Annotated in this window: 20 protein-coding genes; 10 read left to right on the top strand and 10 right to left on the bottom strand. The window is 39.7% G+C overall.

Annotation, left to right across the window (positions count from 1 at the left end):
• Position 1 precedes the first annotated feature (1 nt).
• Both SYN7502_RS20580 and SYN7502_RS20575 read right to left on the bottom strand, forming a co-directional pair.
• The gene (locus SYN7502_RS20580) at positions 2 to 217 is read right to left on the bottom strand and encodes a winged helix-turn-helix domain-containing protein (protein WP_210391275.1); all 216 of its coding nucleotides are present in this window, start codon (positions 215 to 217) and stop codon (positions 2 to 4) included.
• Positions 214 to 492 (bottom strand): helix-turn-helix domain-containing protein, encoded by a 279-nt coding sequence (locus SYN7502_RS20575; RefSeq protein WP_210391276.1) that lies wholly within the window; start codon positions 490 to 492, stop codon positions 214 to 216. The genes SYN7502_RS20580 and SYN7502_RS20575 overlap by 4 nt, the downstream gene beginning before the upstream one ends.
• A 165-nt stretch (positions 493 to 657) precedes the next feature.
• Here SYN7502_RS20575 and SYN7502_RS08835 point away from each other — a divergent pair, with 165 nt between their 5' ends.
• Complete coding sequence (locus SYN7502_RS08835) at positions 658 to 1,263, top strand: TIGR02466 family protein (RefSeq protein WP_015168496.1); 606 nt, start codon at positions 658 to 660, stop codon at positions 1,261 to 1,263.
• Positions 1,264 to 1,340: 77 nt separating this feature from the next.
• Here the strand turns inward: SYN7502_RS08835 and SYN7502_RS08830 are convergent, their stop codons facing one another.
• A complete protein-coding gene (locus SYN7502_RS08830; protein ID WP_015168495.1) occupies positions 1,341 to 4,214 on the bottom strand; it encodes an esterase-like activity of phytase family protein in 2,874 nt (957 codons plus the stop codon).
• Between the two features lie 263 nt (positions 4,215 to 4,477).
• Complete coding sequence (locus tag SYN7502_RS08825) at positions 4,478 to 6,718, bottom strand: hypothetical protein (protein ID WP_015168494.1); 2,241 nt, start codon at positions 6,716 to 6,718, stop codon at positions 4,478 to 4,480.
• Positions 6,719 to 7,169: 451 nt separating this feature from the next.
• On the opposite strand from SYN7502_RS08825, the gene SYN7502_RS08820 reads away from it, so the two are divergent.
• The 4 genes from SYN7502_RS08820 (at position 7,170) to SYN7502_RS21400 (ending at position 12,951) form a co-directional block, all read left to right on the top strand.
• Positions 7,170 to 7,925, top strand: coding sequence for a peptidylprolyl isomerase (locus SYN7502_RS08820; RefSeq protein ID WP_015168493.1), 756 nt, complete (start codon positions 7,170 to 7,172; stop codon positions 7,923 to 7,925).
• Positions 7,926 to 8,166: 241 nt separating this feature from the next.
• Positions 8,167 to 11,118, top strand: coding sequence for a peptidase domain-containing ABC transporter (locus SYN7502_RS08815; protein WP_015168492.1), 2,952 nt, complete (start codon positions 8,167 to 8,169; stop codon positions 11,116 to 11,118).
• 29 nt (positions 11,119 to 11,147) lie between these two features.
• Positions 11,148 to 12,698 carry a biotin/lipoyl-containing protein gene (locus SYN7502_RS08810; protein ID WP_015168491.1) on the top strand — a complete coding sequence of 517 codons (1,551 nt, stop codon included), beginning with the start codon at positions 11,148 to 11,150 and terminating at the stop codon, positions 12,696 to 12,698.
• Positions 12,699 to 12,849: 151 nt separating this feature from the next.
• Positions 12,850 to 12,951: a hypothetical protein gene (locus SYN7502_RS21400; protein WP_371257827.1), complete on the top strand. Its 102-nt coding sequence runs from the start codon at positions 12,850 to 12,852 to the stop codon at positions 12,949 to 12,951.
• A gap of 88 nt (positions 12,952 to 13,039) precedes the next feature.
• Here the strand turns inward: SYN7502_RS21400 and SYN7502_RS20570 are convergent, their stop codons facing one another.
• From SYN7502_RS20570 to SYN7502_RS20560, 3 genes are read right to left on the bottom strand one after another with little or no spacing between them, the layout of a single operon-like run.
• Positions 13,040 to 13,606 (bottom strand): IS630 family transposase, encoded by a 567-nt coding sequence (locus SYN7502_RS20570; RefSeq protein ID WP_015168490.1) that lies wholly within the window; start codon positions 13,604 to 13,606, stop codon positions 13,040 to 13,042.
• 2 nt (positions 13,607 to 13,608) lie between these two features.
• Positions 13,609 to 13,824 (bottom strand): winged helix-turn-helix domain-containing protein, encoded by a 216-nt coding sequence (locus SYN7502_RS20565; RefSeq protein WP_210391275.1) that lies wholly within the window; start codon positions 13,822 to 13,824, stop codon positions 13,609 to 13,611.
• Entirely contained in the window at positions 13,821 to 14,099 is a 279-nt protein-coding gene (locus tag SYN7502_RS20560) for a helix-turn-helix domain-containing protein (RefSeq protein WP_210391274.1), read from the bottom strand. The genes SYN7502_RS20565 and SYN7502_RS20560 overlap by 4 nt, the downstream gene beginning before the upstream one ends.
• Positions 14,100 to 14,400: 301 nt before the next feature.
• On the opposite strand from SYN7502_RS20560, the gene SYN7502_RS08795 reads away from it, so the two are divergent.
• Together SYN7502_RS08795 and SYN7502_RS20555 are read left to right on the top strand one after the other, a co-directional pair.
• Positions 14,401 to 14,637, top strand: coding sequence for a helix-turn-helix domain-containing protein (locus SYN7502_RS08795; RefSeq protein WP_015168489.1), 237 nt, complete (start codon positions 14,401 to 14,403; stop codon positions 14,635 to 14,637).
• On the top strand, positions 14,638 to 15,315 hold the full coding sequence (locus tag SYN7502_RS20555) for a hypothetical protein (protein ID WP_015168488.1): 678 nt from the start codon (positions 14,638 to 14,640) through the stop codon (positions 15,313 to 15,315). It abuts the gene before it with no gap.
• Here the strand turns inward: SYN7502_RS20555 and SYN7502_RS08785 are convergent.
• Together SYN7502_RS08785 and SYN7502_RS08780 are read right to left on the bottom strand one after the other, a co-directional pair.
• The gene (locus SYN7502_RS08785) at positions 15,300 to 15,995 is read right to left on the bottom strand and encodes a DNA adenine methylase (protein ID WP_015168487.1); all 696 of its coding nucleotides are present in this window, start codon (positions 15,993 to 15,995) and stop codon (positions 15,300 to 15,302) included. The genes SYN7502_RS20555 and SYN7502_RS08785 overlap by 16 nt on opposite strands.
• A gap of 347 nt (positions 15,996 to 16,342) precedes the next feature.
• The gene (locus SYN7502_RS08780; RefSeq protein WP_015168486.1) at positions 16,343 to 16,657 is read right to left on the bottom strand and encodes a 2Fe-2S iron-sulfur cluster-binding protein; all 315 of its coding nucleotides are present in this window, start codon (positions 16,655 to 16,657) and stop codon (positions 16,343 to 16,345) included.
• A gap of 130 nt (positions 16,658 to 16,787) precedes the next feature.
• On the opposite strand from SYN7502_RS08780, the gene SYN7502_RS08775 reads away from it, so the two are divergent.
• The gene (locus tag SYN7502_RS08775) at positions 16,788 to 19,109 is read left to right on the top strand and encodes a tetratricopeptide repeat protein (RefSeq protein WP_015168485.1); all 2,322 of its coding nucleotides are present in this window, start codon (positions 16,788 to 16,790) and stop codon (positions 19,107 to 19,109) included.
• Positions 19,110 to 19,115: 6 nt separating this feature from the next.
• On the opposite strand, the gene SYN7502_RS08770 is transcribed toward SYN7502_RS08775, so the two are convergent.
• The gene (locus tag SYN7502_RS08770) at positions 19,116 to 19,718 is read right to left on the bottom strand and encodes a putative antibiotic biosynthesis monooxygenase (RefSeq protein WP_015168484.1); all 603 of its coding nucleotides are present in this window, start codon (positions 19,716 to 19,718) and stop codon (positions 19,116 to 19,118) included.
• A gap of 72 nt (positions 19,719 to 19,790) precedes the next feature.
• On the opposite strand from SYN7502_RS08770, the gene SYN7502_RS08765 reads away from it, so the two are divergent.
• Both SYN7502_RS08765 and SYN7502_RS08760 read left to right on the top strand, forming a co-directional pair.
• Positions 19,791 to 20,207, top strand: a complete 417-nt coding sequence (locus tag SYN7502_RS08765; RefSeq protein WP_015168483.1) for a hypothetical protein — start codon at positions 19,791 to 19,793, stop codon at positions 20,205 to 20,207.
• A gap of 79 nt (positions 20,208 to 20,286) precedes the next feature.
• Positions 20,287 to 21,717: an NCS2 family permease gene (locus SYN7502_RS08760; protein WP_015168482.1), complete on the top strand. Its 1,431-nt coding sequence runs from the start codon at positions 20,287 to 20,289 to the stop codon at positions 21,715 to 21,717.
• The last annotated feature ends 90 nt before the right edge of the window (positions 21,718 to 21,807 follow it).

Raw genomic sequence — 21,807 nt, 5'->3', positions numbered from 1 at the left:
CTTATAATACTGGCAAGGTTTTTTTATATGCTTCTACTTGCTCTTCTGACTTTCCTGCGCTGACTGGACGTGTCACTTTCGGTCTGGCTTTCAGCCGATATCGGACTAGATGATGCACAGTTTTATAGTTTGATTTGATTCCTAATTGGTTCTCTAACCATTGGCAGATCTGCCCATAACTTTCAAAGCCTTCTGCTTCTTCCAGCTTTTTTATCAATGCTTTCTGCGCCCATTGTGGAATACTCTGTTTTCGCCCTGTTCTAGGTTTAGTCCTACTATTCCCCCTTTGCGATAATTCCCTAACCAATCTTGCAATGTAACTCGATGCCGTCCCAGTATTGTCGATGCTGTCTGGATTGTGCTTGCTTGTTTTGTTTTTAACAGATACAGCATCTGAATTCTTTCTTTATCTGATGCGGTCTTTTGCACTCTCAGCATATGTTTTAGCTCTTCTTCACTTTCTTTGATCTCTAATTTGTATACTCCTGCCATTTTTTTCTTTGAACTCGGTTTATATATTTATACCATCTGTAGTCTATACTCTTCGATTTGGTATAATTTGTTGCAAAATGAGAATTACTGCTATAAACCCTTTGAGTTTACCTGAAGACAAATTTGGGGTAATATATAGTTATTACTGGTATCACAAAAGAGCTTATGTCCAGTTATAGAAATGACTGGTTTCCCACCCCAGTATGGCACTTCAATCTTGACAACTACCAACATTTGAATATTTCACTTTTAGCTGAAATTAGAGAAGCCCAAAAGCAAGACCCCAAAGGGGAGAAATGGTCAAGTATCCTTGGATGGCATAGTGCAAACAATCTTCATCAATGCGATCGCTTCCAAGAATTTACACAAATCATCGATAAAAACGTCATAGAAATAGCTAATTTTTTACAGTGGGATTTACAGAAATTTTCATTAAATATCACCACTTGTTGGGCAATCATTAATGGGAAGCTTGCCTCCAACTCCGTACACAATCACCCTAATTCGATATTAAGTGGAGCTTATTACTTGAAAGCCCCCAAAAACTGTGGAAGTATATACTTTACCGATCCACGCCCAGCTTCTCAAATGCTAGTTCCACCTGTGTTGGATTTTAACCTATGGACAATACCCAAAATTAGTTATAAGCCCCATGAAGGCACGATGCTAATATTCCCAAGTTGGCTTTTACATGGTGTGGATATAAACATGAGTCAAGAGGAACGTATTGCCGTTAGTTTTAACATTGGGATGACCCCTCTTAAAGAATAAGAGAACCAACAAGAATTTCTGGCTCTCTTAACTTAATTTAAGTAGAATCAATTAACAGCAATAAACTTAAACAGAGTTTAGGCAGTTGGGGTGAGTTTCACCTTAACAATAAAATCGTTGTAATCAAAATCCCCTCCTCCTAAGATATCCTCAAATCCGAAGGTATTATTTCCGAATAACCGCACATGATCAATACCATCAGAATTTGCACCTAGATAAGGAAAATAAACTGTAGGATCATTACTAGAATTACTATCTAAAAGAGCATCTGGTCTTCCGTTGATAATAATAAAAGGTGCAAAGATCGAACCAGAAGTGAATATTCCAGAACTAGTTTGAGTTGATTGATTATTAACAGCTAAGTCGATTCCTGAGACTCTACTACCAACTGCCGCTTGAATATAGCCAGATTGTCCGACAGATACTATAGTTCCATCAGATTTTTTAATATCACCTTTCTCATTTTCAACTTTATAGAATCCTACAAAGTTATCAAAGGCAGCTTCACGATTCACAACAAAATCCGCTTTGACTTTTGGGAATGAACTTTTATCAACCCCACGCAAATCCAGAACTTCACTTTGACTCTTGCCTTGCAAATTGGTACCGATGGATAAATCATCATTATTAGCCTTAATATTGACTACAAGATTATTAAAGGTAATAGAAGACTCACTACTACTTAACTCTTTAAGGTTAAGATCGGAGGAAGGTGGAAAAGAAACCTTATCAAAAGACTTAGTTTTTAAGACCAAATCGGTCGTTGTGGTTTTGTCATTGATAGCATAAAAACGCAATTTATCACTATAGTTAAAGTCTAACAAGCGATTTAATCCACTGGCACTAAAACCATCAGGATTATTGTCGATCGCTGAGAAAATGACCCTCGCCCTTGCTAAGGCTTTTTCTGTATATCCAGTTTGATTTGGAGCTATGCCATCAATAGTGCCAGTTGCATCATCAACAATAAATACACCGAGTTCACTTATTTGATTAGCTTCGCTGCTAGCAACAGTGAAGGATAAGGAAGGCTTCGCAGAAGTACCCCCAGTAATGCTAAATATTCCCAAGTCATTTTTTTGGAATTGTAACGGTACAGGAAGTGTGTTAGATAATTCTAAAATTCCTAATTTCTCTGGTACTGCTGAGCCAGGAACAACATTGAAATCATTATCATTAACTAGTGCCAATGTATTAGGATCAACAAGTGCCAACCCTTCGAGCTTCTCAACCCCTGTATAACCTGACTTAGCTGCATTGGCAATTAAGTTTTTACTCACGGGCTTGATATTAGCAGCACTTAGTTCCGCTTCTGTAAGCTGTTCAATGGTAGTTTTTCCAGAGGGAAATGTGACGGCAAGGTTATTGATGTTAGTTGCTTTAGCTAGATCGATCTGGTAAATAAGTTTATTAGAGCTAGTAGTAGAAAGATCGTCTCGTTCTACAACTGCAAATTTGCCATTGCCCAAAGATACGGCATCGCCAATCTTATCGGTTTTAGCATTACCACTGCCACTGATGTCATCTAGCAAGTAAAGATACTCCCCTGTAACCGTTTTAGAGGCAATATCAAATTCTAGGATTCTTAAATTACGTGAAGCTCTGGAGGTTGTATCCCCAGTACTATCTGGGTTATCGATCGCACTTTGAATGAAAGCATAAAGCTTATTCCCTTCAAGAGCTACAGCTTCAAATCCCCGATTATTACGACGCTGAGCATATACCTCTGGTAATACTTCAGTTCCAAAAGTGCCTGCAGGAAAATCATTAGCAGTACCAGCAGGGGCAGCAGCAGTTCCTTTAGGAATAAACCGATTTAGCAATTTCCCATTCACATCAAATTGATAGATTGCAGGACGATACTCATCTACCACCCAATAATTACCATTAGGATCGATAACAATCCCCTCAGAGTCTATACCCAATGGATCATTAGATAAAACTTGGTTGTCTAAATTAACGCCAATTTCATCGGTGTATGCGGTTCCTCCTGCTCCTGCCTGTAAATTAGGAAGTCCAGTGAGCTTTGTTTTACCATCGGCTCTATATAATCCTGTTCTTTTAGTGATAATAATCTCGCCTGTGCTGCGATTAAGTTCAAAACTTATAATTTCTGGCTGGAAGTCTGGTAAGTAGAAAGGACGATTTTGTCCAGTTGGATCACCATTTGGACCACGATCCGTAAGAGTAATGAACTTCAAGTTACCATTATCAGGATTAGTACCTTGAAAAGATAACCCTGAAAAACCACCTAAGAAAATATCTTGCCCTTTGGAAGTGGTTCCCAATTTTGGAAGGTTAGTAAAGTTATAGCTAGATACATTACTACTACCATTACTATTCGGAGCATTGGGGTCAACTACAAAATTGTTAGAGTTCAAGCTTTGAGCTTGTATATTCTTGACGATCGCAATTTGTTTTCCATCAAGGCTAATAGTGACATCATTTCCTGATTGAGCGATCGCCAAGTCACTTAATTTGGTAACTCCCGCCAAATTTACTCGAATAGTGTCTTGAATTTGATTGAAATCAGTAATGGTATTGGAATTATTAGGCACATCTACATTAGCAATCCAGAATACATCTTTCCCTGAACCACCAGTTAGAGTATTGTTGCCCAGCCCACCGAAAATAACATCATCGCCTGCATCTCCGAAAACACTGTCATTAACTGAAGCGAAGATAGTGTCATTTCCTTCACCACCAGATAGTATATTTCCACCCTTACCATCTGTAGCAGATAGGACATCATTTCCTGCTTCGCCAAATAGTTGATCGTTAAAATAAGCAAATAGCTGATCATCGCCATCGCCACCTTTAAGAATGTTATTACCTGCTCCAAATCCAGCATCAAGGGTATCATTCCCCTTTAAACCTAGCAGAGTATCACCACTAATACCTGCGGCGATGAACAAATCATCATCGTTAGGAGTACCGTTAATTGTTGTCATTAAATTTTCCTCTCATTATTTAAATTTCAGTTAATCCCCTCAACTACTTATCTGTTAAAAAGTTACAAGGATTAGTAATGTCAGACATTCAGGTTTTTGGGAACAGCATCTTTAGCCACAAACTTTAATACTCAAAAAGACAAACCATTCAAAACTAAGTAAGAAAAAAGTTCTGAATAGGTTTGTCAAAATCAAGAACTAATCTAGGATACATATCTTGTTTGCAATCAAGATTAGTTCATAAATTGATTAGTGAGTTGCATTTAGATAAACGCAAAGTTTGCTGCAGTCAGGGTGGTTGTATCAACACCAGTTAATGTAGCTATAACTTTAGTTGGATCGCTACTTAGGGCAATGGTATTACCAGTGAGTGTCAACTGAGCAAAGCCAACCCCAGCGCCAGCGCCAATAAAGCCGATTACATCAGTTCCAGCTTGAAAATCAAGCACAGTATTAGATGTAGTTGGAGCTTGCCCACCAAAAATCCAGAACTGATCAGCACCAGCACCACCAGATAATAAGTTACCGCCGCCAGCTTGAACGAAGAAGCGATCATCACCGTCGCCACCCAATGCCCGACCATTGGAACCAAGGAAGAAGTCATCATTTCCAGTGCCGCCAGAAGCACGGTAGCCACTTGCATCAGTTGCGTCTAGTATGTCGTCACCTGATCCACCAAAGGTGCGATCATTGTTAGCGATAAAAATTGTATCTTTGCCACTACCAGCATCAACACGGTTACCACTTGCAAGCACACCGCCAATCGGAGCATCAATCGTGTCATTACCAGCACCAGTAAACACAATGTCGTTGACACCATCAAATTTTGGGGTGACAGTTGCGGCGATGTCATCATCTCCTGAAGTACCAGAAACTAAAGAAGAGTTTTGAATCAAATTAGCGTTAGGAGCGATCAAAAATGCAACTTGACCACCTTCCACAAGGTTCTCAGCAGCAGTTTTAGTTCCATCCCCATTACCATCAATATTAGTAGCAGTAATAATAGTGCCGTCTTTTAATGAGTGAGCTTGGGTATCAAACACTAAAACCTGACCACCTTGATTACCAAACAATTTAGAGACATCAAGAATACCAGAGGTTTCCCAAGCACCAATACTAGATGGCTCAGAATCGGTTTGAGTTGCAGGAAGTCCAGCCGCCGAGCGATCAGACGTAGCAACGCGGGTTACGGTTGAAGAGGGGTTAGCATTTGCAGGATCAATGCTGAAGATCGAGTTAGCAATCTTGGATGTTTGACCAAAACCACTGAAAGCAGGATCTTCTTGAAGATAAATTTTGCCATCGTCAGCCCAATCAAGGTTGTCAACACTACGCGCACCAGCATCTTTGCTAACATTTCCATCGTTAAGGATGTCAACTTTTCCAACAATGTCGCCAGTAGCGATGTTATTGAAGTCAATATCAATTCTGTAAGTAGTACCCCAAGAATCTTGACCTCCAAACAAACTAGAGTTGCCAGTTGCATTGAAAGCAACTTGAGTACCATCCTTAGGATTGGTAGAGACATCTTCAATACGAACAAATCCAAATGCTCCAGCAGCAAATGCTAAAGAATCCTGCTGTGCTTGAGTGACAAAACCTAAACTGTCATATCCAGTAGTGCCAGCTTTAGCGGCATCGTACTGATCAATCTCAACAAATTTGCCCTTTAAAGAAGAATTATTACCGTTGAATTCTCTAGGATCTTTTTCGATTACATCGGTAGCATTAGTAGGATCGTCAGCAACCCAAACATATAACTTGCCACCAGACAAACCGTTACGCTCTAAGAAGTTAGAGCTACCTGCAACTTTATCACCAACATAGAGGGTCAGAGGAACTCCAGTAGCAGGAGAGCGATCATCACCAATTAAAAAGGCAACTTTAGTTGTAGTACCAGTATTGATTTCTGTAACATTCTCAAAGCCAGCACGACCAAACCAAGGCACTGCGTACAAAGTATTGGTTTTAACGTCTAGGGCATATTCAGAAGCCTCGCTTGCAGAGGTTCCGCTTTCTTCATTAGCGAAGTAAATTTTATCTACTAGACCATTACCAGCTCCAAACTGATTTGGTTCATACAAAGAAGCTGAGCAGAAACGATTAAATCCACTAGGGGTATCTATACCGTTAACGTTAGTAGCTGAATAGACCGCAGAAGAAGATACTACATTGCCTGCGCGGTTGACAATGGTGTTGTAAGCAAGTCCCGAATCAACAATTTGAAATGTACGCTTGTCAACATCAAAGTAGCTAACTCTAGCACCAGAGAGTTGTGTACCGTTTGCAAGTGTGTATTTATAACCAACAGTATTGCCTAACTCGTGGTTGACATAAAAGCGAACTGTAGTGTCATTAAGTGATGTTGCTCCAATACCATCAAGAATACCAGGAGGAACGTAGGTTCCAATTTTGTCGCCAACGGTAAAGATGGGGTCAACTGTGTAGCCATTAAGCCCAATAGTTTGTGAGGGCTGGGTTGTATCAAATGAAAGGCTTGTCATAGCTTTAGTTCCGCAACTATTGTTTTTTATTTCCGTTTTATAAGTTGGAGTTTAAGTCCAACCATTGATGAACTTATCACATAAAATTGACAAATCTAGGTATTCTCTAACACATCAACAAATGATTTTCTTCAAAAATGTTTATTCTAAACTATGCACTAGAAGTGGTAACAATAAAATTGATATTGCACAAAGATAACCGAATCTTAACCCAAAATTAAACTGTATTAATATCGCAAATTACAAATTAGATACGGCACAAAATAACTTACTTATGCTAATTAGTTTATTTGTCTTTATAGGATTTGGTTAAGAAAGTATTATGTTAAGGTTAACTTAAATCTAAGATTTAATATTTTATAATTTGTTTGCAGACTAATGTATAGTAAAAATTAATACCTGAAGCATGCTGCGTCTAAGTTTAATTCCAAGTTAAAGCAAATTAAGTGTAATGTATCAAGAAATTGATAGACTGAAGTATAAACATCTTGAAATTAATAATCAAAAATTCTTATCAGAAGAATTAATTGAAAGAGTTGTTAACTATGGCATGATTCCTCAGTTAGTTAGGGAAATTATTATTGATCAAGTCACTGCTAACATAGAAATCACTCAAGATGAAGGAAAGTTGGCTCTACAACAAGCACTACAACAGCTAAACATTGATAGCAATGAAAAGCTGGAACAATGGCTAAGATACCATTGCATGTCAATGAATCAGTTAGAATTAAGGGCGATAAGAGCATTAAAGTTAACAAAATTCAAGCAACAAAAATGGGAATCAAAAGTTAATTTTACTTTTTTGGAGCGAAAACAAAACCTTGAACGAGTTATTTATTCACTCATTCGTACTAAAGATTTTTGTACTGCTCAAGAACTATATTTTCGCATTAATGAAGGAGAACAACCATTTGATCAGTTAGCCAGAGAGTATTCAATGGGTCCCGAAGCTGAGACTGGAGGTTTGGTTGGACCTGTGAAACTTGCTTCTATTGACCCAACTTTAGGAAAAATTTTAAGATCCATTGATGTTGGGAAAATTCATATTCCAACTGTAATTGGTGATTGGATTATTCTCGTAAGACTAGAGAAAATTCTACCTGCTAAGCTGGATTCTGCCATGAAGCAAAGGCTAATTGATGAGAATTTCAATAAATGGTTAGAAGATTCTATTCACCAAAAAATTAAATCTATTTCAATATCTTGATATTTTTGTAATTTAATTTATTTAAATAAAATTTAAGTATTAAAAATTTAACTACTATCTAAAGTAATTATGTAGTAATTATGTAGGTATATTTCAAGAAAAACTTAGATTCAATTTTTAAAAGCAATAAAACCATTTGATTTCTTAAAGTGGTCTTAACTTAAGAAACCCCAATTTATATTATTGTCAATTTTAAAGCTCCATATAAATATATAGCTCCCATAGTTTCATAAACGCCTTCATGACAGCTAAAACCGTCTCTATTCAAGACTTTCTTCATTCCATCCCAGAGTTACAGACTATTGATCGAGTTACTCTAAAAGAATTAGGTGAGCGATTACAGCCATTACGCTATCGCATGGGACAGGTGATTTTGCGGCGAGAGACGATGCCAGCACAAATTTTATTTTTGATGGAAGGACAGGCAAGAGTGCTTGGACAAATCCCTAAGTCCCCGTCCCCGGTAACTTTAGATATCCTCAAATCTGGTGCGTCAGTTGGTTGGTTGAGCTTGATCCGCAATGTCCCCTGTGAGATGGTGATTGCTTCAGTTGAAAGTACATGTCTGGCTCTAGAGGCTTCAGATTTTTGGCGGTTTTGCGATCGCGATCCTGTTTTCAAGTCAGCTTTTACTGATAAGCCATCAATGATTGAAGTATTCGACCTCTTGACAGCAGAGATGGAGCGACGGGCACAGTCTCCTGCCAATCCAGCTCAGTTAGCGCGTGAGTCGCTACCAGAAGCTGTGGTTATGACGTTAGAAGCGGGGAAAATACCATTAGCTAAGCTTGATCGTGACTTTGTATGGTTAGTTAGTGGTGGCAATAATTTTCCTGCTCCAATTGGCAGTCGGATTGAATCGCTAAATGGGAATGACTTCCTTGAAGTTCCACAGAACGGATTTGTGCGACTAATTGGTATCCCCGACGCATTTGCGGTGAAAGTAGAGGTCGTAGAAGAAATACCGACTCTAACCGCCGATGATATTCCCTACGCTCCCGAATTACCAGCAGTGGGAGATCGCCCTGATCCCAAGGGTACAGATTACCCGCACTTTTATGGACGTGGATCCGTAGATGCTTCCCTTGCCTGCTTGCAGATGTTAGCAAGATATTGGCAGGTTCCTTTTGCTCGCCATGTGGTCAAACGGGCATTAGACAGTCAATTTGCCAGATCACCTAAGTTGTCATTGCAGGTATGTGGGGCGATCGCAGAACTAATGGGACTAAATGGACAATTAGTGACAATTCCGACAAGGTCGATCACTCAAGTTCCTACCCCTGCAATGTTAGCTTGGCAAGACACCTTTGCCGTACTTTATAAAGCTAGCGATCGGGAACTAGTTTTGGGGATTCCAGAGCAAGGGATTGTGACGAAAAAGATGGCTCAGTTTGCCGATATTTGGGGAGATTCAGGGCAGGTTTTATTAATTCAGCCCACCAAAGACACACCAAAACAGAAGTTTGGACTATCTTGGTTCTTGCCTTCTCTCAAGCGGTATAAAAACACTTTAATCACGGTATTAGTTGCTTCCTTCTTTGTCCAACTATTAGGACTAGCCAATCCTTTAATCACACAAGTAATTATTGATAAAGTCATCATTCAAAATGCTCCCACGACTCTCAATACCCTAGGGATTCTATTAATCACAATTTCAGTTTTTGAAGCACTGATAAGTGCCTTACGCACCTATCTATTCGTCAATACCACCAATCGCATCGACCTAACCCTCGGTTCTGAAACCATCGATCATCTGGTGCGCTTACCTCTACGCTACTTTGAGAAGCGATCAGTTGGGGAACTATCTAGCCGTATTGGGGAACTAGAAAACATTCGCCAATTTCTGACAGGCACGGCTCTTACTGTCGTTTTAGACGCAGTTTTCTCGGTGATTTATATCATCGTAATGATTTGTTATAGCTGGCTTTTAACCTTAGTCGCTCTCGGCACAGTTCCTTTATTTGCACTGCTCACATTTATCGTTGCGCCCATCATTCGGGGGCAACTACGAAGCAAAGCTGAACGTAATGCTGCCACGCAGTCCTATCTGGTTGAGGTGGTTTCAGGAATTCAGACGGTAAAAGCACAGAGCATCGAATTAAAATCCCGATGGGAATGGCAACGTCGCTATGCCCGTTATGTTTCCGATGGATTTAAAACTGTTGTAACTTCCACCACCGCGGGATCGACTAGTCAATTTTTGAACCAATTATCTAACCTACTATTGCTGTGGGTTGGTGCATATTTAGTACTGAGTAACAAATTGTCCCTTGGACAGCTAATTGCATTTCGGATTATTGCAGGCTATACCACAACACCACTTTTACGGTTGATACAGCTATGGCAAAACTTCCAAGAGACTGCCCTATCCCTCGAACGCCTCAGCGATATTATTAATTACCCCCAAGAGCAAGAAGAAGCGGGTCGCCGTAATATCCCCATGCCTGCGATCGCTGGAACTGTGCGCTATGAAAATGTCAACTTTCGTTTTGCTGCCAATGGCAGTTTGCAATTAAACAATGTCAGTTTAGAAGTTGCTGCGGGTAAATTTGTGGGCGTAGTGGGAGCTAGTGGTGCAGGAAAAAGTACCTTAACCAAGCTATTATCCCGCCTGTACGAGCCAGAATCAGGACGGATATTAATTGATGACTACGATATTAGCAAAGTCGAGCTTTATTCGCTGCGCCGTCAGATCGGTGTAGTCCTGCAAGATACATTACTATTTGATGGCACGGTTCAAGAAAATATTGCTCTCACTAATCCCGATGCTACACCCGCAGAAATTATTGATGCTGCCCGAATCGCTTGCGCCCATGATTTCATCATGCAATTGCCTCAAGGTTATGAGTCACGGGTTGGAGAAAGAGGTGCCGCACTATCGGGTGGACAGAGACAGAGGATTGCGATCGCCCGCACAGTCTTACAAAAGCCGCAATTACTAATTTTAGATGAAGCAACTAGTGCCTTAGATTACAACACTGAACGTCAGGTTTGTAGCAACTTAGCCGAAGAATTCCAAGGCAGAACCGTATTTTTTATCACCCATCGCCTTGCTACCATTCAGAATGCAGATTTGATTTTAGTGATGGATAGTGGCAGAGTGGCAGAACAGGGAACCCATAGTGAATTAATGGTGCTAAAAGAACGCTACTATACGCTCTATCACCAACAGGAAGCCGCAGGAGAATCATGATGCAAGTTTTCAATATAGGTTAAATAGATATGACTAATCATAACGATCAAGAATTAAGTGCTCAAACCACCAAACTAGAATCTGATGGATCCTTAGTTCCGCAAGGTAATAATAGTCATGCCTTGGTTAAAAAAAATGCAGAGGCGATCGCTCCCTTTGATCAGCCCTTAGTTTTAACTCAATCTCCCAAATGGACACAAGCAATCATTTGGACATTACTTGGCTCTGTTACCTTTGGTCTGATCTGGGCATCAGTTGCTAGTATTGAGGAATCTGTCCCAGCCCAAGGCAAACTCGAACCCCAAGGAGCAGTTAAAGAAGTCAAAGCTCCTGCCAGTGGTGTGCTTAAGGAAATTCTGGTTAAAGATGGCGATCGAGTCAAAGCAGGACAGGTGATTTTGCGGATAGATTCTACCGCTACTAAAGCCCAGTTAGATTCATTAAGGAAATTACAGCAAAATCTCCAAGCTGAAAATCAGTTTTATCGCAATGTTCTTAATGGTTTTCCCATTTCTAGTCCTAACCTAGCTGTAATTCCTGTGGATTTTTTAGACCTTGCTCGTAACCGCAATATACTTATATCTGAATCGCAAATGTATCGAATGCAGGTAAATGGTGGCGGTGGAAGTCTCACGGGAGATCAGCAAGATCGCCTGAATGCTAATCAAGCTGAACTAAGTTCAAGGTCACAGGCGGCAGAAGCAGTGGTCAATCAATCCATTCAACAGTTAAATCAAACTCAAACTAAACGCCTTGCCCGTCAACAGTCCTTAGCCCTTAGTCAGAAGATTTTAGCTGATATTAAAGAAGTTGCAGAAGCGGGTGGAATATCTAAAATTCAATATCTCAAACAGCAGGATGAAGTCATAAATACGGAAGCAGAAATTCAACAATTAACTCAAGAAGAAATGCGATTAAAAGCTGTGATCGCTGAGGGACGTTCTCGTTTAACTAATACCTTTGATGTCAATCGTAAAGAGTTAACTACGCAGATTGCTGATAATACTAAGCGTATTGCCGAAATTGATAGCCAATTAACTAAAGCTCTAATTGATAACAGTAAACGCCTAGCTGAAATTACGGGTCAAATTAGCCAAGCTGAAGTTGCTTTGCAATATGAAGAACTCCGTGCTCCTACGTCTGGAACAGTATTTGAACTTAAAGCTGGTCTGGGTTATGTGGCAAATACTAACACTTCAGAAACCATTCTTAAAATCGTTCCAGATGATCAGCTAATTGCCAAAGTTTATATTACCAATCAAGATATTGGCTTTGTGAAAGAAAATATGCCCGTAGATGTCAGGCTAGATTCATTCCCTTTTAGTGAGTTTGGTGATGTGAAGGGCAAGCTAATTTGGATTGGTTCTGATGCCCTACCTCCAGATCAATCAAATCCTAGTTATCGCTTCCCTGCTAAAATTGCCATTGAAAAGCAGTCATTAAATGTAAATGGGCGTGAAATTCGGCTCCAGTCAGGAATGTCCTTATCTGCTAACATCAAAATTCGTAATCGTACTGTTATTAGTCTTTTCACGGATTTCTTCTTCAAGAATACGGAAAGCCTTAAGTATGTGCGATAAAAGAGAAAGAAGATCAAAATTAGCAAATCCAGAATAAGAAAGAGAATAAGCCTGATGGAATTGCGAAGAAATCGATCACGCGATCACCTCTAATCAATACGAGCAAGAGGATGCGAGATCGCCTCTGTTGTCAGCTTATCACTTATCAAAGGTGCTGAATCAGATTTCCGTGGGAATTGCCTACTCAATCTGGACAGGGGTTGGCTTAGTTGGAACAAATTTTGGCAGTGGTACTTTTTCAGGAATCCCTTGATTTCAAAAAAGTATTTTTTATCGCTTTAATTCTAGGTGGAGTTTACGGGTTGTACGCCATATCTGAGCCTTAGAATAATACCAAATCGTTAAATACGAGCTACAGATAAAGCCTCTAAAATATAATCCCACCCAACAATCGAAGCAATTACCTCCTGAGTCATAACTTCTAACCTTTCCCGCATTAATGCACGCAACTGGTCAAGATCTTTTGGCAGTTTCCACCTCAACCCTAATTTGAAATGCTGCCACACTCTTTCAATGGGATTAGTCTCAGGTGCATGGGCAGGCTGAAATAGCAAAATAATATTTTTAGGAATCTTTAACCGTTTTGCTCTGTGTGCTCCTGCTTGATCCACTTGCATAACGATGATGTCACCTTGAAAATATGCGCTTACTAAGTTCAGAAATACTTGGAAGCATTCACTATTAAGGTGAGTAAATTCATAGAAAAAGCTTTCCCCTGTTGATGGTTCTACAATTCCATAGAGGTAAGTTGCCTTAAACTGCCACTGAACTTTACCTTTGGGTTTGACTCCTCTTGCTGTGATCTTCCTTCCACTAATTGTCTTTAACCCAATTCGTGTTTCATCTTGACAAAAGAATCTCACTTTGCCATTTAGTCCGATTATATTAATGCCGAACCAGGCAATCATGCTTATAATACTGGCAAGGTTTTTTTATATGCTTCTACTTGCTCTTCTGACTTTCCTGCGCTGACTGGACGTGTCACTTTCGGTCTGGCTTTCAGCCGATATCGGACTAGATGATGCACAGTTTTATAGTTTGATTTGATTCCTAATTGGTTCTCTAACCATTGGCAGATCTGCCCATAACTTTCAAAGCCTTCTGCTTCTTCCAGCTTTTTTATCAATGCTTTCTGCGCCCATTGTGGAATACTCTGTTTTCGCCCTGTTCTAGGTTTAGTCCTACTATTCCCCCTTTGCGATAATTCCCTAACCAATCTTGCAATGTAACTCGATGCCGTCCCAGTATTGTCGATGCTGTCTGGATTGTGCTTGCTTGTTTTGTTTTTAACAGATACAGCATCTGAATTCTTTCTTTATCTGATGCGGTCTTTTGCACTCTCAGCATATGTTTTAGCTCTTCTTCACTTTCGCTGATCTCTAATTTGTATACTCCTGCCATTTTTTTCTTTGAACTCGGTTTATATATTTATACCATCTGTAGCCTATACTCTTCGATTTGGTATAACCCCTAAATGTTGTTAGATTAGATAGATTTTTTCCGTATAATATCCCTTATTGGGTGATTAGGCAGAAATTTTCCGTCTAATACATAGTTAGACGCACTACATTTATTAGCCTGCCTCAGCTTTTTCTCTTCAATCATCAATAAGCTAACAGCAAGGCTTTTCAAAAGAGATTTAGATACGTTTGAATACTATTGTCTGTAGACTCAGAGTCTCTTCTTCTGAGATATTTCATACATGACAGACATTAATAAAGCTCTGGGTAAAGTTTTAGCCAAGTACAGAACTATAGCAAAAATTTCTCAAGAGGAGCTTGCTGACAGAGCTGGGATTCACCGCACCTATGTTAGTCAAATGGAGCGCGGTTTGAAGTCCCCAACTTTGTCCGTTTTGTTTCAAGTTTCAAATTCGTTAAACACCACAGCCAGTAGTTTAATTGCCGAGGTGGAACAAATCATGAATGACATATCTTAGATGAATTACACCATAAACCCTCTATTAAATATTTCTTGTGGATTTGAGGTAAATAGTCACCATATTGAATCTGCTGTGCATCAAACAAATGAACTTTTGGCAATTATCCCATCAAGTGTTTACAAAAATATTGACTATAAAACTACAAGTTCAATCGTTGGCTCAATATTCTGTCAATTCATTGCAAGTACAACGGGGGCTATGGTTAATCCGATTGAAAAGGGGCATCCTGATGTTATTCCAAAGGCAGGTGAAAACTCTTCAGAGGAAGAACTGCGTAACTATCCTGTAGGGTTGGAAATCAAATGTACTGTTGGAAACATAACAAAAGGTGCAAATTTAAGAGCGGGACAGCCTAGAATTGGAGCATTGGAAGGGATCACTTGGCAAGCTCATCATCGAGAGGTTGAGAAGCTTCTGGGTTTAGTATGGGACTTTGTAAAGAGCGAACATGATTTCAACTATCCTAGAATTACAGCTATATTTTATGCAGACAATCTTACTACAAACGATTGGGGAGAGATCAGTGGAACAGAAGGCAGGAACACTAAAGTTACAGGTATGAAAGTAAGTGGTAAGCAAAAGATGGGACAAGGCTGGGTGGCATTAATTAATGACCAGAGTTATTCGGAAGCTTACCAGAAGATTATGAAGTTTTCTGTTCAAAAAGAAAGTTGAAGAAGCTCAAGCTGTTTGTTTGATCTCTCAGATTGATAATAAATGACTTCTTTGTTGGTTTTACCTGCCACACCCTTTAATTCTAGTAGAGGAGTGAATGGCAAATAGTCACCGCAATGCCCCTCGCAAAATATGACTTCTCCTCTCCTCTCCTTTGCCCACTCTGCCAATTTTTTGTAATCAATGAGTTTGCTACCGTATCGATAACCTCTGCCAGCATCTTCTTTGTAAGGTGGGTCAATAAACCAAGTTGCTTCTAGTTCAGGTGCTAATGTGTAATCTCCGTTAATAATTTTCCAATGCTTAACCTTATATATATTCTCTGACATATATCGTTTACTGATCTCCCAGTTTCTTGCTAAAACAGGAGTTACTTTAATGGTCTTGTAGTGAAAAGCCATTTTTGTAGCAGCATGAATAATGTGAAGAAATTCAGAACTTTTTTCACCAATACTTAAGTCGGGCAAATTTTTGATTTTTGATGGTGTTGCCTCATTAATCAACCATTCCCAGATTCCAGAAACTCGCTCATCTCTCTCAATTAAAATAACTTCCTTTTTCCATTTCTCCCCATATAGTGAATAGGCGGCTGATCCTGCAAACGGCTCTATAATCCTGTCAAAGTTGGGAGAGGGATAATGTTTTGCTATTTGTTTTTTTCTTCCGTAGTAGTAGAACATCAGTCACCCAGAAATTTTGAATACTATAGTATTAATTATTAATAAGCAAATGTCAAGCATATTTTACGAAACTGGCGCTAAGGAAGCATTTTGTCTAAGCCGTGTGTCTAACTACTGCATGCAGCGGAACGGGGCATCATGTAATCATCATCTCTATCATGCATCGCCGTCCGCTGATGCGATGCCGTTATGCCAACAGCAATATGCCCGTTAAGGTTGTCCGTTTCTAGCCGAAATTAAGCACTCGAAAATGGTTCGCTTAGTTGTTTAGTTCCGAGAAGTTATTGGCGATTGCCAGGACAAATAATTGTGAAGCGATCAGACTGCATATTGGATAATTAATACTCCTAAAATTTAGAAATATTAGGTTCTTGATGAATCAATACTGTACAGTCAGAAGTGGGACAGCCAATACATAAAAGTCTAAATCCTGCCTCCCGTTGTGCCTTATTAAAAAACATATCGGGATTACCGCCAGATTCTTTAATATCCCCTTCTAATAACCTACCTGTGCAGGTTGAGCAGGTTCCCGCCCGACAACTAAAGGGTAACTTAATATTTTCTGCTTCTGCCACATCAAGAATAAATTCATCTTCATCCACTTCAATAGTTTCATCTAGTCCATCGGCTTCGTCAATCAGTCTAACTTTATAAATTGCCATATTTTTAGTTAACTCGGTAAATTTAGGTGAATAATGTAGTTTTTTATGTTTGTTATTGTGAGCCAGATTGGGAGGTAATGGTGTTTAGCTATACATTTATTTAAGTTCATTTATTTAAGCTACTTAGGTTATGCCAACACTTTCCATTGAATTAGCATTTAAGTATCATCAGGCGGGAGATTTAGCTGAAGCGGAGCGACTGTATCGTCAGATTTTGATTCAGCAACCGCACCACATTGATGCCAATCATTTACTTGGAGTTCTTGCCCACCAAGTTGGTAACTATGACGTAGCGATCGCCTATATTGAAACTGCAATCAAGCTTAATCCCCGCAATCCAGATTTCTACGGCAATTTAGGGGAAGCATATCGATTATCAGGTAAGTTTACAGAGGCGATCGCTAGTTTCCAAAAAGCCCTAAAACTTCAACCCCATAATGGCAAAACCCACTATAACCTCGGTAATGCCTTGCAAGCTCAGGGTAATCTGGAGCAGGCAATCTCTCACTATCAACGGGCAATAGATTTAATCCCAAATTTAGCCCAGGCACATCATAATCTTGGTTTCTTATTAAAAGCTCAAGGTGATACTACTAAGGCGATCGCCGCCTATCGTCAAGCATTGGCAATTAATCCCAACTATCTCCAAGCTCTGCATAGTCTTGGGAATGCGCTCCAAGAGTCGGGACTGATTTTAGAGGCTTTGGATATTTACATGAAAGCTCTGGAACTGTCGCCGCAATCCGCAGAGATTTATAACGATCTAGGTAATGCTCTACAGGCAAATTATGACTTTGATCGGGCGATCGTGGTTTATCACAAAGCAATTGAACTTAAAGCAGATTTTGCGGAGGCTTACTATAATCTCGGCAATGCCTATACGGTTAGAGCAAGGGCTGAAGAGGCAGAGTTTTCCTATCGTCAGGCACTACTAATTAAACATGACCGTGCTGATTGGTATATTACCCTAGGTACTTTACTCAAGGATCAAAATAAAATCCCAGAGGCGATCGCCACCTTTCAAACCGCATTGATGTATAAACCAGATTGTTTAGAAGCTCGGTTAAAAATTTGGCTACTGCTACCGATTATCTATGAAACCACAGCCCAAGTTAGCCAATGGCGTACTCGATTCATTGAGGGATTAAATCAGTTGATTAAAAGCGTTCCCCTAGATACTCCCATCCAAATTAGTGAGGCAGTCAAAGCTATCCAAAATTCCACTAATTTCTACCTTGCCTACCAAGCCCAAAACGATCTGGAGTTGCAAACTCAGTATGGCGACCTAGTGCATCGAATTATGATCGCAGCCTATCCCCAGTATGCCCAAATTAATCCTAATCGACCTAAATCTACCAAAATTCGCTTAGGCTTTATTTCCAACTATTTTCGGAATCATACCGTTGGTAAATTATTTTTAGGATGGCTCCAATCCTGCGATCACCAGCAATTTGAAATTTATTGTTATTACACGGGTAAGCTACCTACGCCTGCAACCGATGCTTTTGCTGCCGTCAGTGATTTTATTTACCACCTACCTCGCCTTGATACTGTAATTGACCAAATTGCCCAAGATCAACTGGATATTTTGGTGTTTACCGATATTGGAATGCACCCTGAAACTACTCAAGTAGCAGCTTTACGATTAGCTCCTGTGCAGTGTTTGGCTTGGGGACATCCAGTCACCTCTGGACTACCCACGATCGATTACTTTTTGTCTAGCGATTTAATGGAACCAGAGGGAGCAGAGGCACATTATCGAGAGCAATTAATTCGTTTGCCCAATCTTAGTATTGCCTATGCCCGACCCGAATCTCCCCAGTATCTACTGGAGCGATCGCAATTTCAAATTTCCGAAGATGCCATAGTTTATCTGTGCTGTCAGTCCCTATATAAATATCTGCCCAAGTACGATTATATTTTTGCGGCGATCGCTAAACGAGTACCCAAGGCAAAATTTGCATTTATCTATAGTAATAACGGCGACTATGTGACCCGACAATTTAAGCAACGGTTGGACATAGCCTTTGCCCGGCAAAATCAGAATAGTGAGGAACATTGTCTGATCATGCCCCGCCTCAATCGGGATGAATACCTCAGCTTAAATCGTATTGCTGACATTTTTTTAGATACCATTGACTGGTCTGGGGGCAATACTACCCTAGAAGCTATCTCTTGTAATTTACCCGTTGTCACTCTGCCTACTCAATTTATGCGCGGTCGCCACAGCTATGCCATGCTGCAAATGTTAGAAGTTACAGAAACCATAGCCTCTAGTGAGTCTGAGTATATAGACATTGCCGTAAAGTTGGGATTGGATCACCCTTGGCGTGCCAGTATTGTGGAAAAGATTAAAAATAATAGCGATCGCCTCTATAACGATCAAGTTTGCATTAAGGCATTAGAAAAATTCTGGAAAAATCCTCATAGTTATGTAAGTGGTGAAGCCTAACTTTTCCTATCTTTTGGTATATCTGCGTCGTGGTAAGGATGGATAGAGCCAAAAGCGCAGTAATTCCGTTAATTTGGGCATAACGGGATAGGTCAATAATGCTGAAACAAAAGTAACTGAAATTAATAGGCTTAGGGATGAATTGAGGTTTTGTAAAAAAGGATTCAAGACAATATTCGCTAATACAATCAATGGATATACCGCTAACACACCCAAAATCACCTTCTTGTAATACGGTGGCTCTTTGTATTCAGCCCCATTATTCTTAGGAAGAGAGAACCACATTTCTATGCCATTGGGTAGCTGTTGTAATGATCTAGTCGCAACTAAGCCCCGAGATTTTTCTAGCCACTCCTGATAAATCCGTGAAGTCATCCAAGTCCGAAAATTTTGGTAATGATCAAACTTAACAATGACCACATATTCAGGATATTCATCATTTCTAGGGCTGATCACTTCTACCCCCAAAAAACCAGCAAATTTCTGCGCCGCCTGATTAATGCCTTTTGTCCATGCTTCATACTCATCAATGCAATTTGGATCAATAACCTCTGAGATAACTAGAGTAATTGGCGTGATCGATTCATTATTTAAAGAAAATTCATTCATGATGATTTTGTAGCAATTAATACAGAAATTTTGTATAATATAGACATATGCAGTTTATTTCTAGTATCAGTTATGTCTAAATTACTTCCATTGAGTTGTACCTATGTACTTAATACTCATCAATTAAATATGATGGCATCTTTAGAACACCGCATTAAAGTTGCCAAGCTAGAACAAAATTATCAACTTGTCCAAGTCCTAGAGACAGAAAGAAAGGGAATTAGTCCTATATCCATTAGGTCTAACACAAGCTCTGATTCTCCAAAAGCATTCCCATCATTCATAGATGTAACGATTAATTGGCTGAACACTTTAAAAAATAGCTTTATCGATAATTTTGTCCCTAAAACAGGACTACAGGTTAAACAAATATTGGACACAGATGGAAACAAGTGGTGGCATGCCTATGATCCAAAATCTGGTCAATCGGTTTATGCCGATTCTGATTCGGAAATGCGTCTTTGGCTTGAATCATACAATCAAGTTTGATAAGTAGTGAAAAGCACTAATTCTAGGAAATTTATAAGTTATCTTCCACCCCATTAGGAAGTTTACGAATGGATGCCCTATGGAATTAGATGATGATCTGTTTGACTTAGATTCAACTCAGTTGGGGAAAAAATACGAAGGCTGGCAAGGGGCGATCGCTGATTTCTTTAAGTTTGATGAGTATCGCACCACATTCAAGACGGAGATTCTAGCTGGGCTAACCACCTTTATGACAATGTCATATATCCTTGTGGTTAATCCGCTCATCTTGTCTAAAGCTATTTTCCTAGAAACACCAAAGGATTTATTCGGGGAACTAGTATTTTCTACCGCAGTTAGTGCAGCGATCGGTACATTATTAATGGCATTATTTGCCAAATACCCTTTTGCTTTAGCTCCTGGCATGGGTATGAATGCCTTTTTTACATTCTCAGTAGTCATAGGGCTTAAACTTGACTGGCGACTTGCCCTCGGCTGCGTGTTTGTAGAGGGAATAATCTTTTTCTTGTTAACAATAACCGATATCCGTCGTCATCTAATTACTGCTATACCTGATTGTATCAAAACTGGCACAATAGCTGGCATTGGACTATTCTTGGCATATATTGGGCTAGGTAGCAATTTAAACGAAGGAGGAGCAGGACTGATAGTTGTAAGCGAAGCAACTAAAACAGCATTTGGAAGCTTTCGTCATCCTGCAACCCTTTTAGCAGCCTTTGGTATCATTATGACGGTTTTGTTTGTATCAAGACGTATCAAAGGCGCAGTATTATGGGGAATTTTGGGTACTGCGATCTTAGGCTGGATACTAGGTATTGCAAAGCCTCCAACTAGTTTCATTGATTTTCCAGTTTTGCCAGTTCATACATTTGGACAGGCATTTGTAGGTTTGGGGGGAGTTAATGCAAACAACTTTTTGGATTTTCTAGCAGCAATGTTAGTATTTTTGTTTGTAGATGTTTTTGATAATGTTGGCACCTTGGCTGGTGTTAGCAAGCAGGCTGGTTTTATTAATGAAAGAGGAGAGCTACCCCGAGCAAATTCAGCTTTAATGGCAGATTCTATAGCAGCAGTTGCAGGTTCCATTCTTGGGGTATCTACGGTAACAACCTATGTGGAGTCAGCTGCAGGAACTTCTGTTGGGGGTAGAACGGGTTTTACATCTGTTATAGTGGCAATACTTTTCTTAATTTCTTTACCTTTTGCGCCAATTTTTGCTGCAATTCCAGCGTTTGCTACAACTCCTGCTCTCGTGGTCGTAGGTGTTCTAATGATGGGAAGTATTAGTAATGTGCGTTGGGATGATTTTTCAGAGGCACTACCAACATTTGCCACCCTATTCTTTATTCCTTTTGGGTTCTCAATTGCTGAAGGATTATCGGTTGGCGTTATCCTTTACGTTATTATGAAATTATTTCGAGGCAGATCGAGTGAGATTTCCTTAGTAACTTGGATTCTTGCTCTTATTTTTGTGGCTAGATTCGTATTTGTGACTATGCGTTTTGGATAGGTTTTATCTTCTCTACTTTTAACAACTTTTGCTAGTAAAGTTAGAACAACTGAAGCTATCTAATCAGCAAGCTCAGTAAGCAACTGAGAA

The organism is Synechococcus sp. PCC 7502 (genome assembly GCF_000317085.1).
Taxonomy (GTDB): Bacteria; Cyanobacteriota; Cyanobacteriia; order Pseudanabaenales; family Pseudanabaenaceae; genus PCC-7502.
Note: the sequence above shows the minus strand (reverse complement) of the source record. Positions and strands in the feature narration are given on the sequence as shown.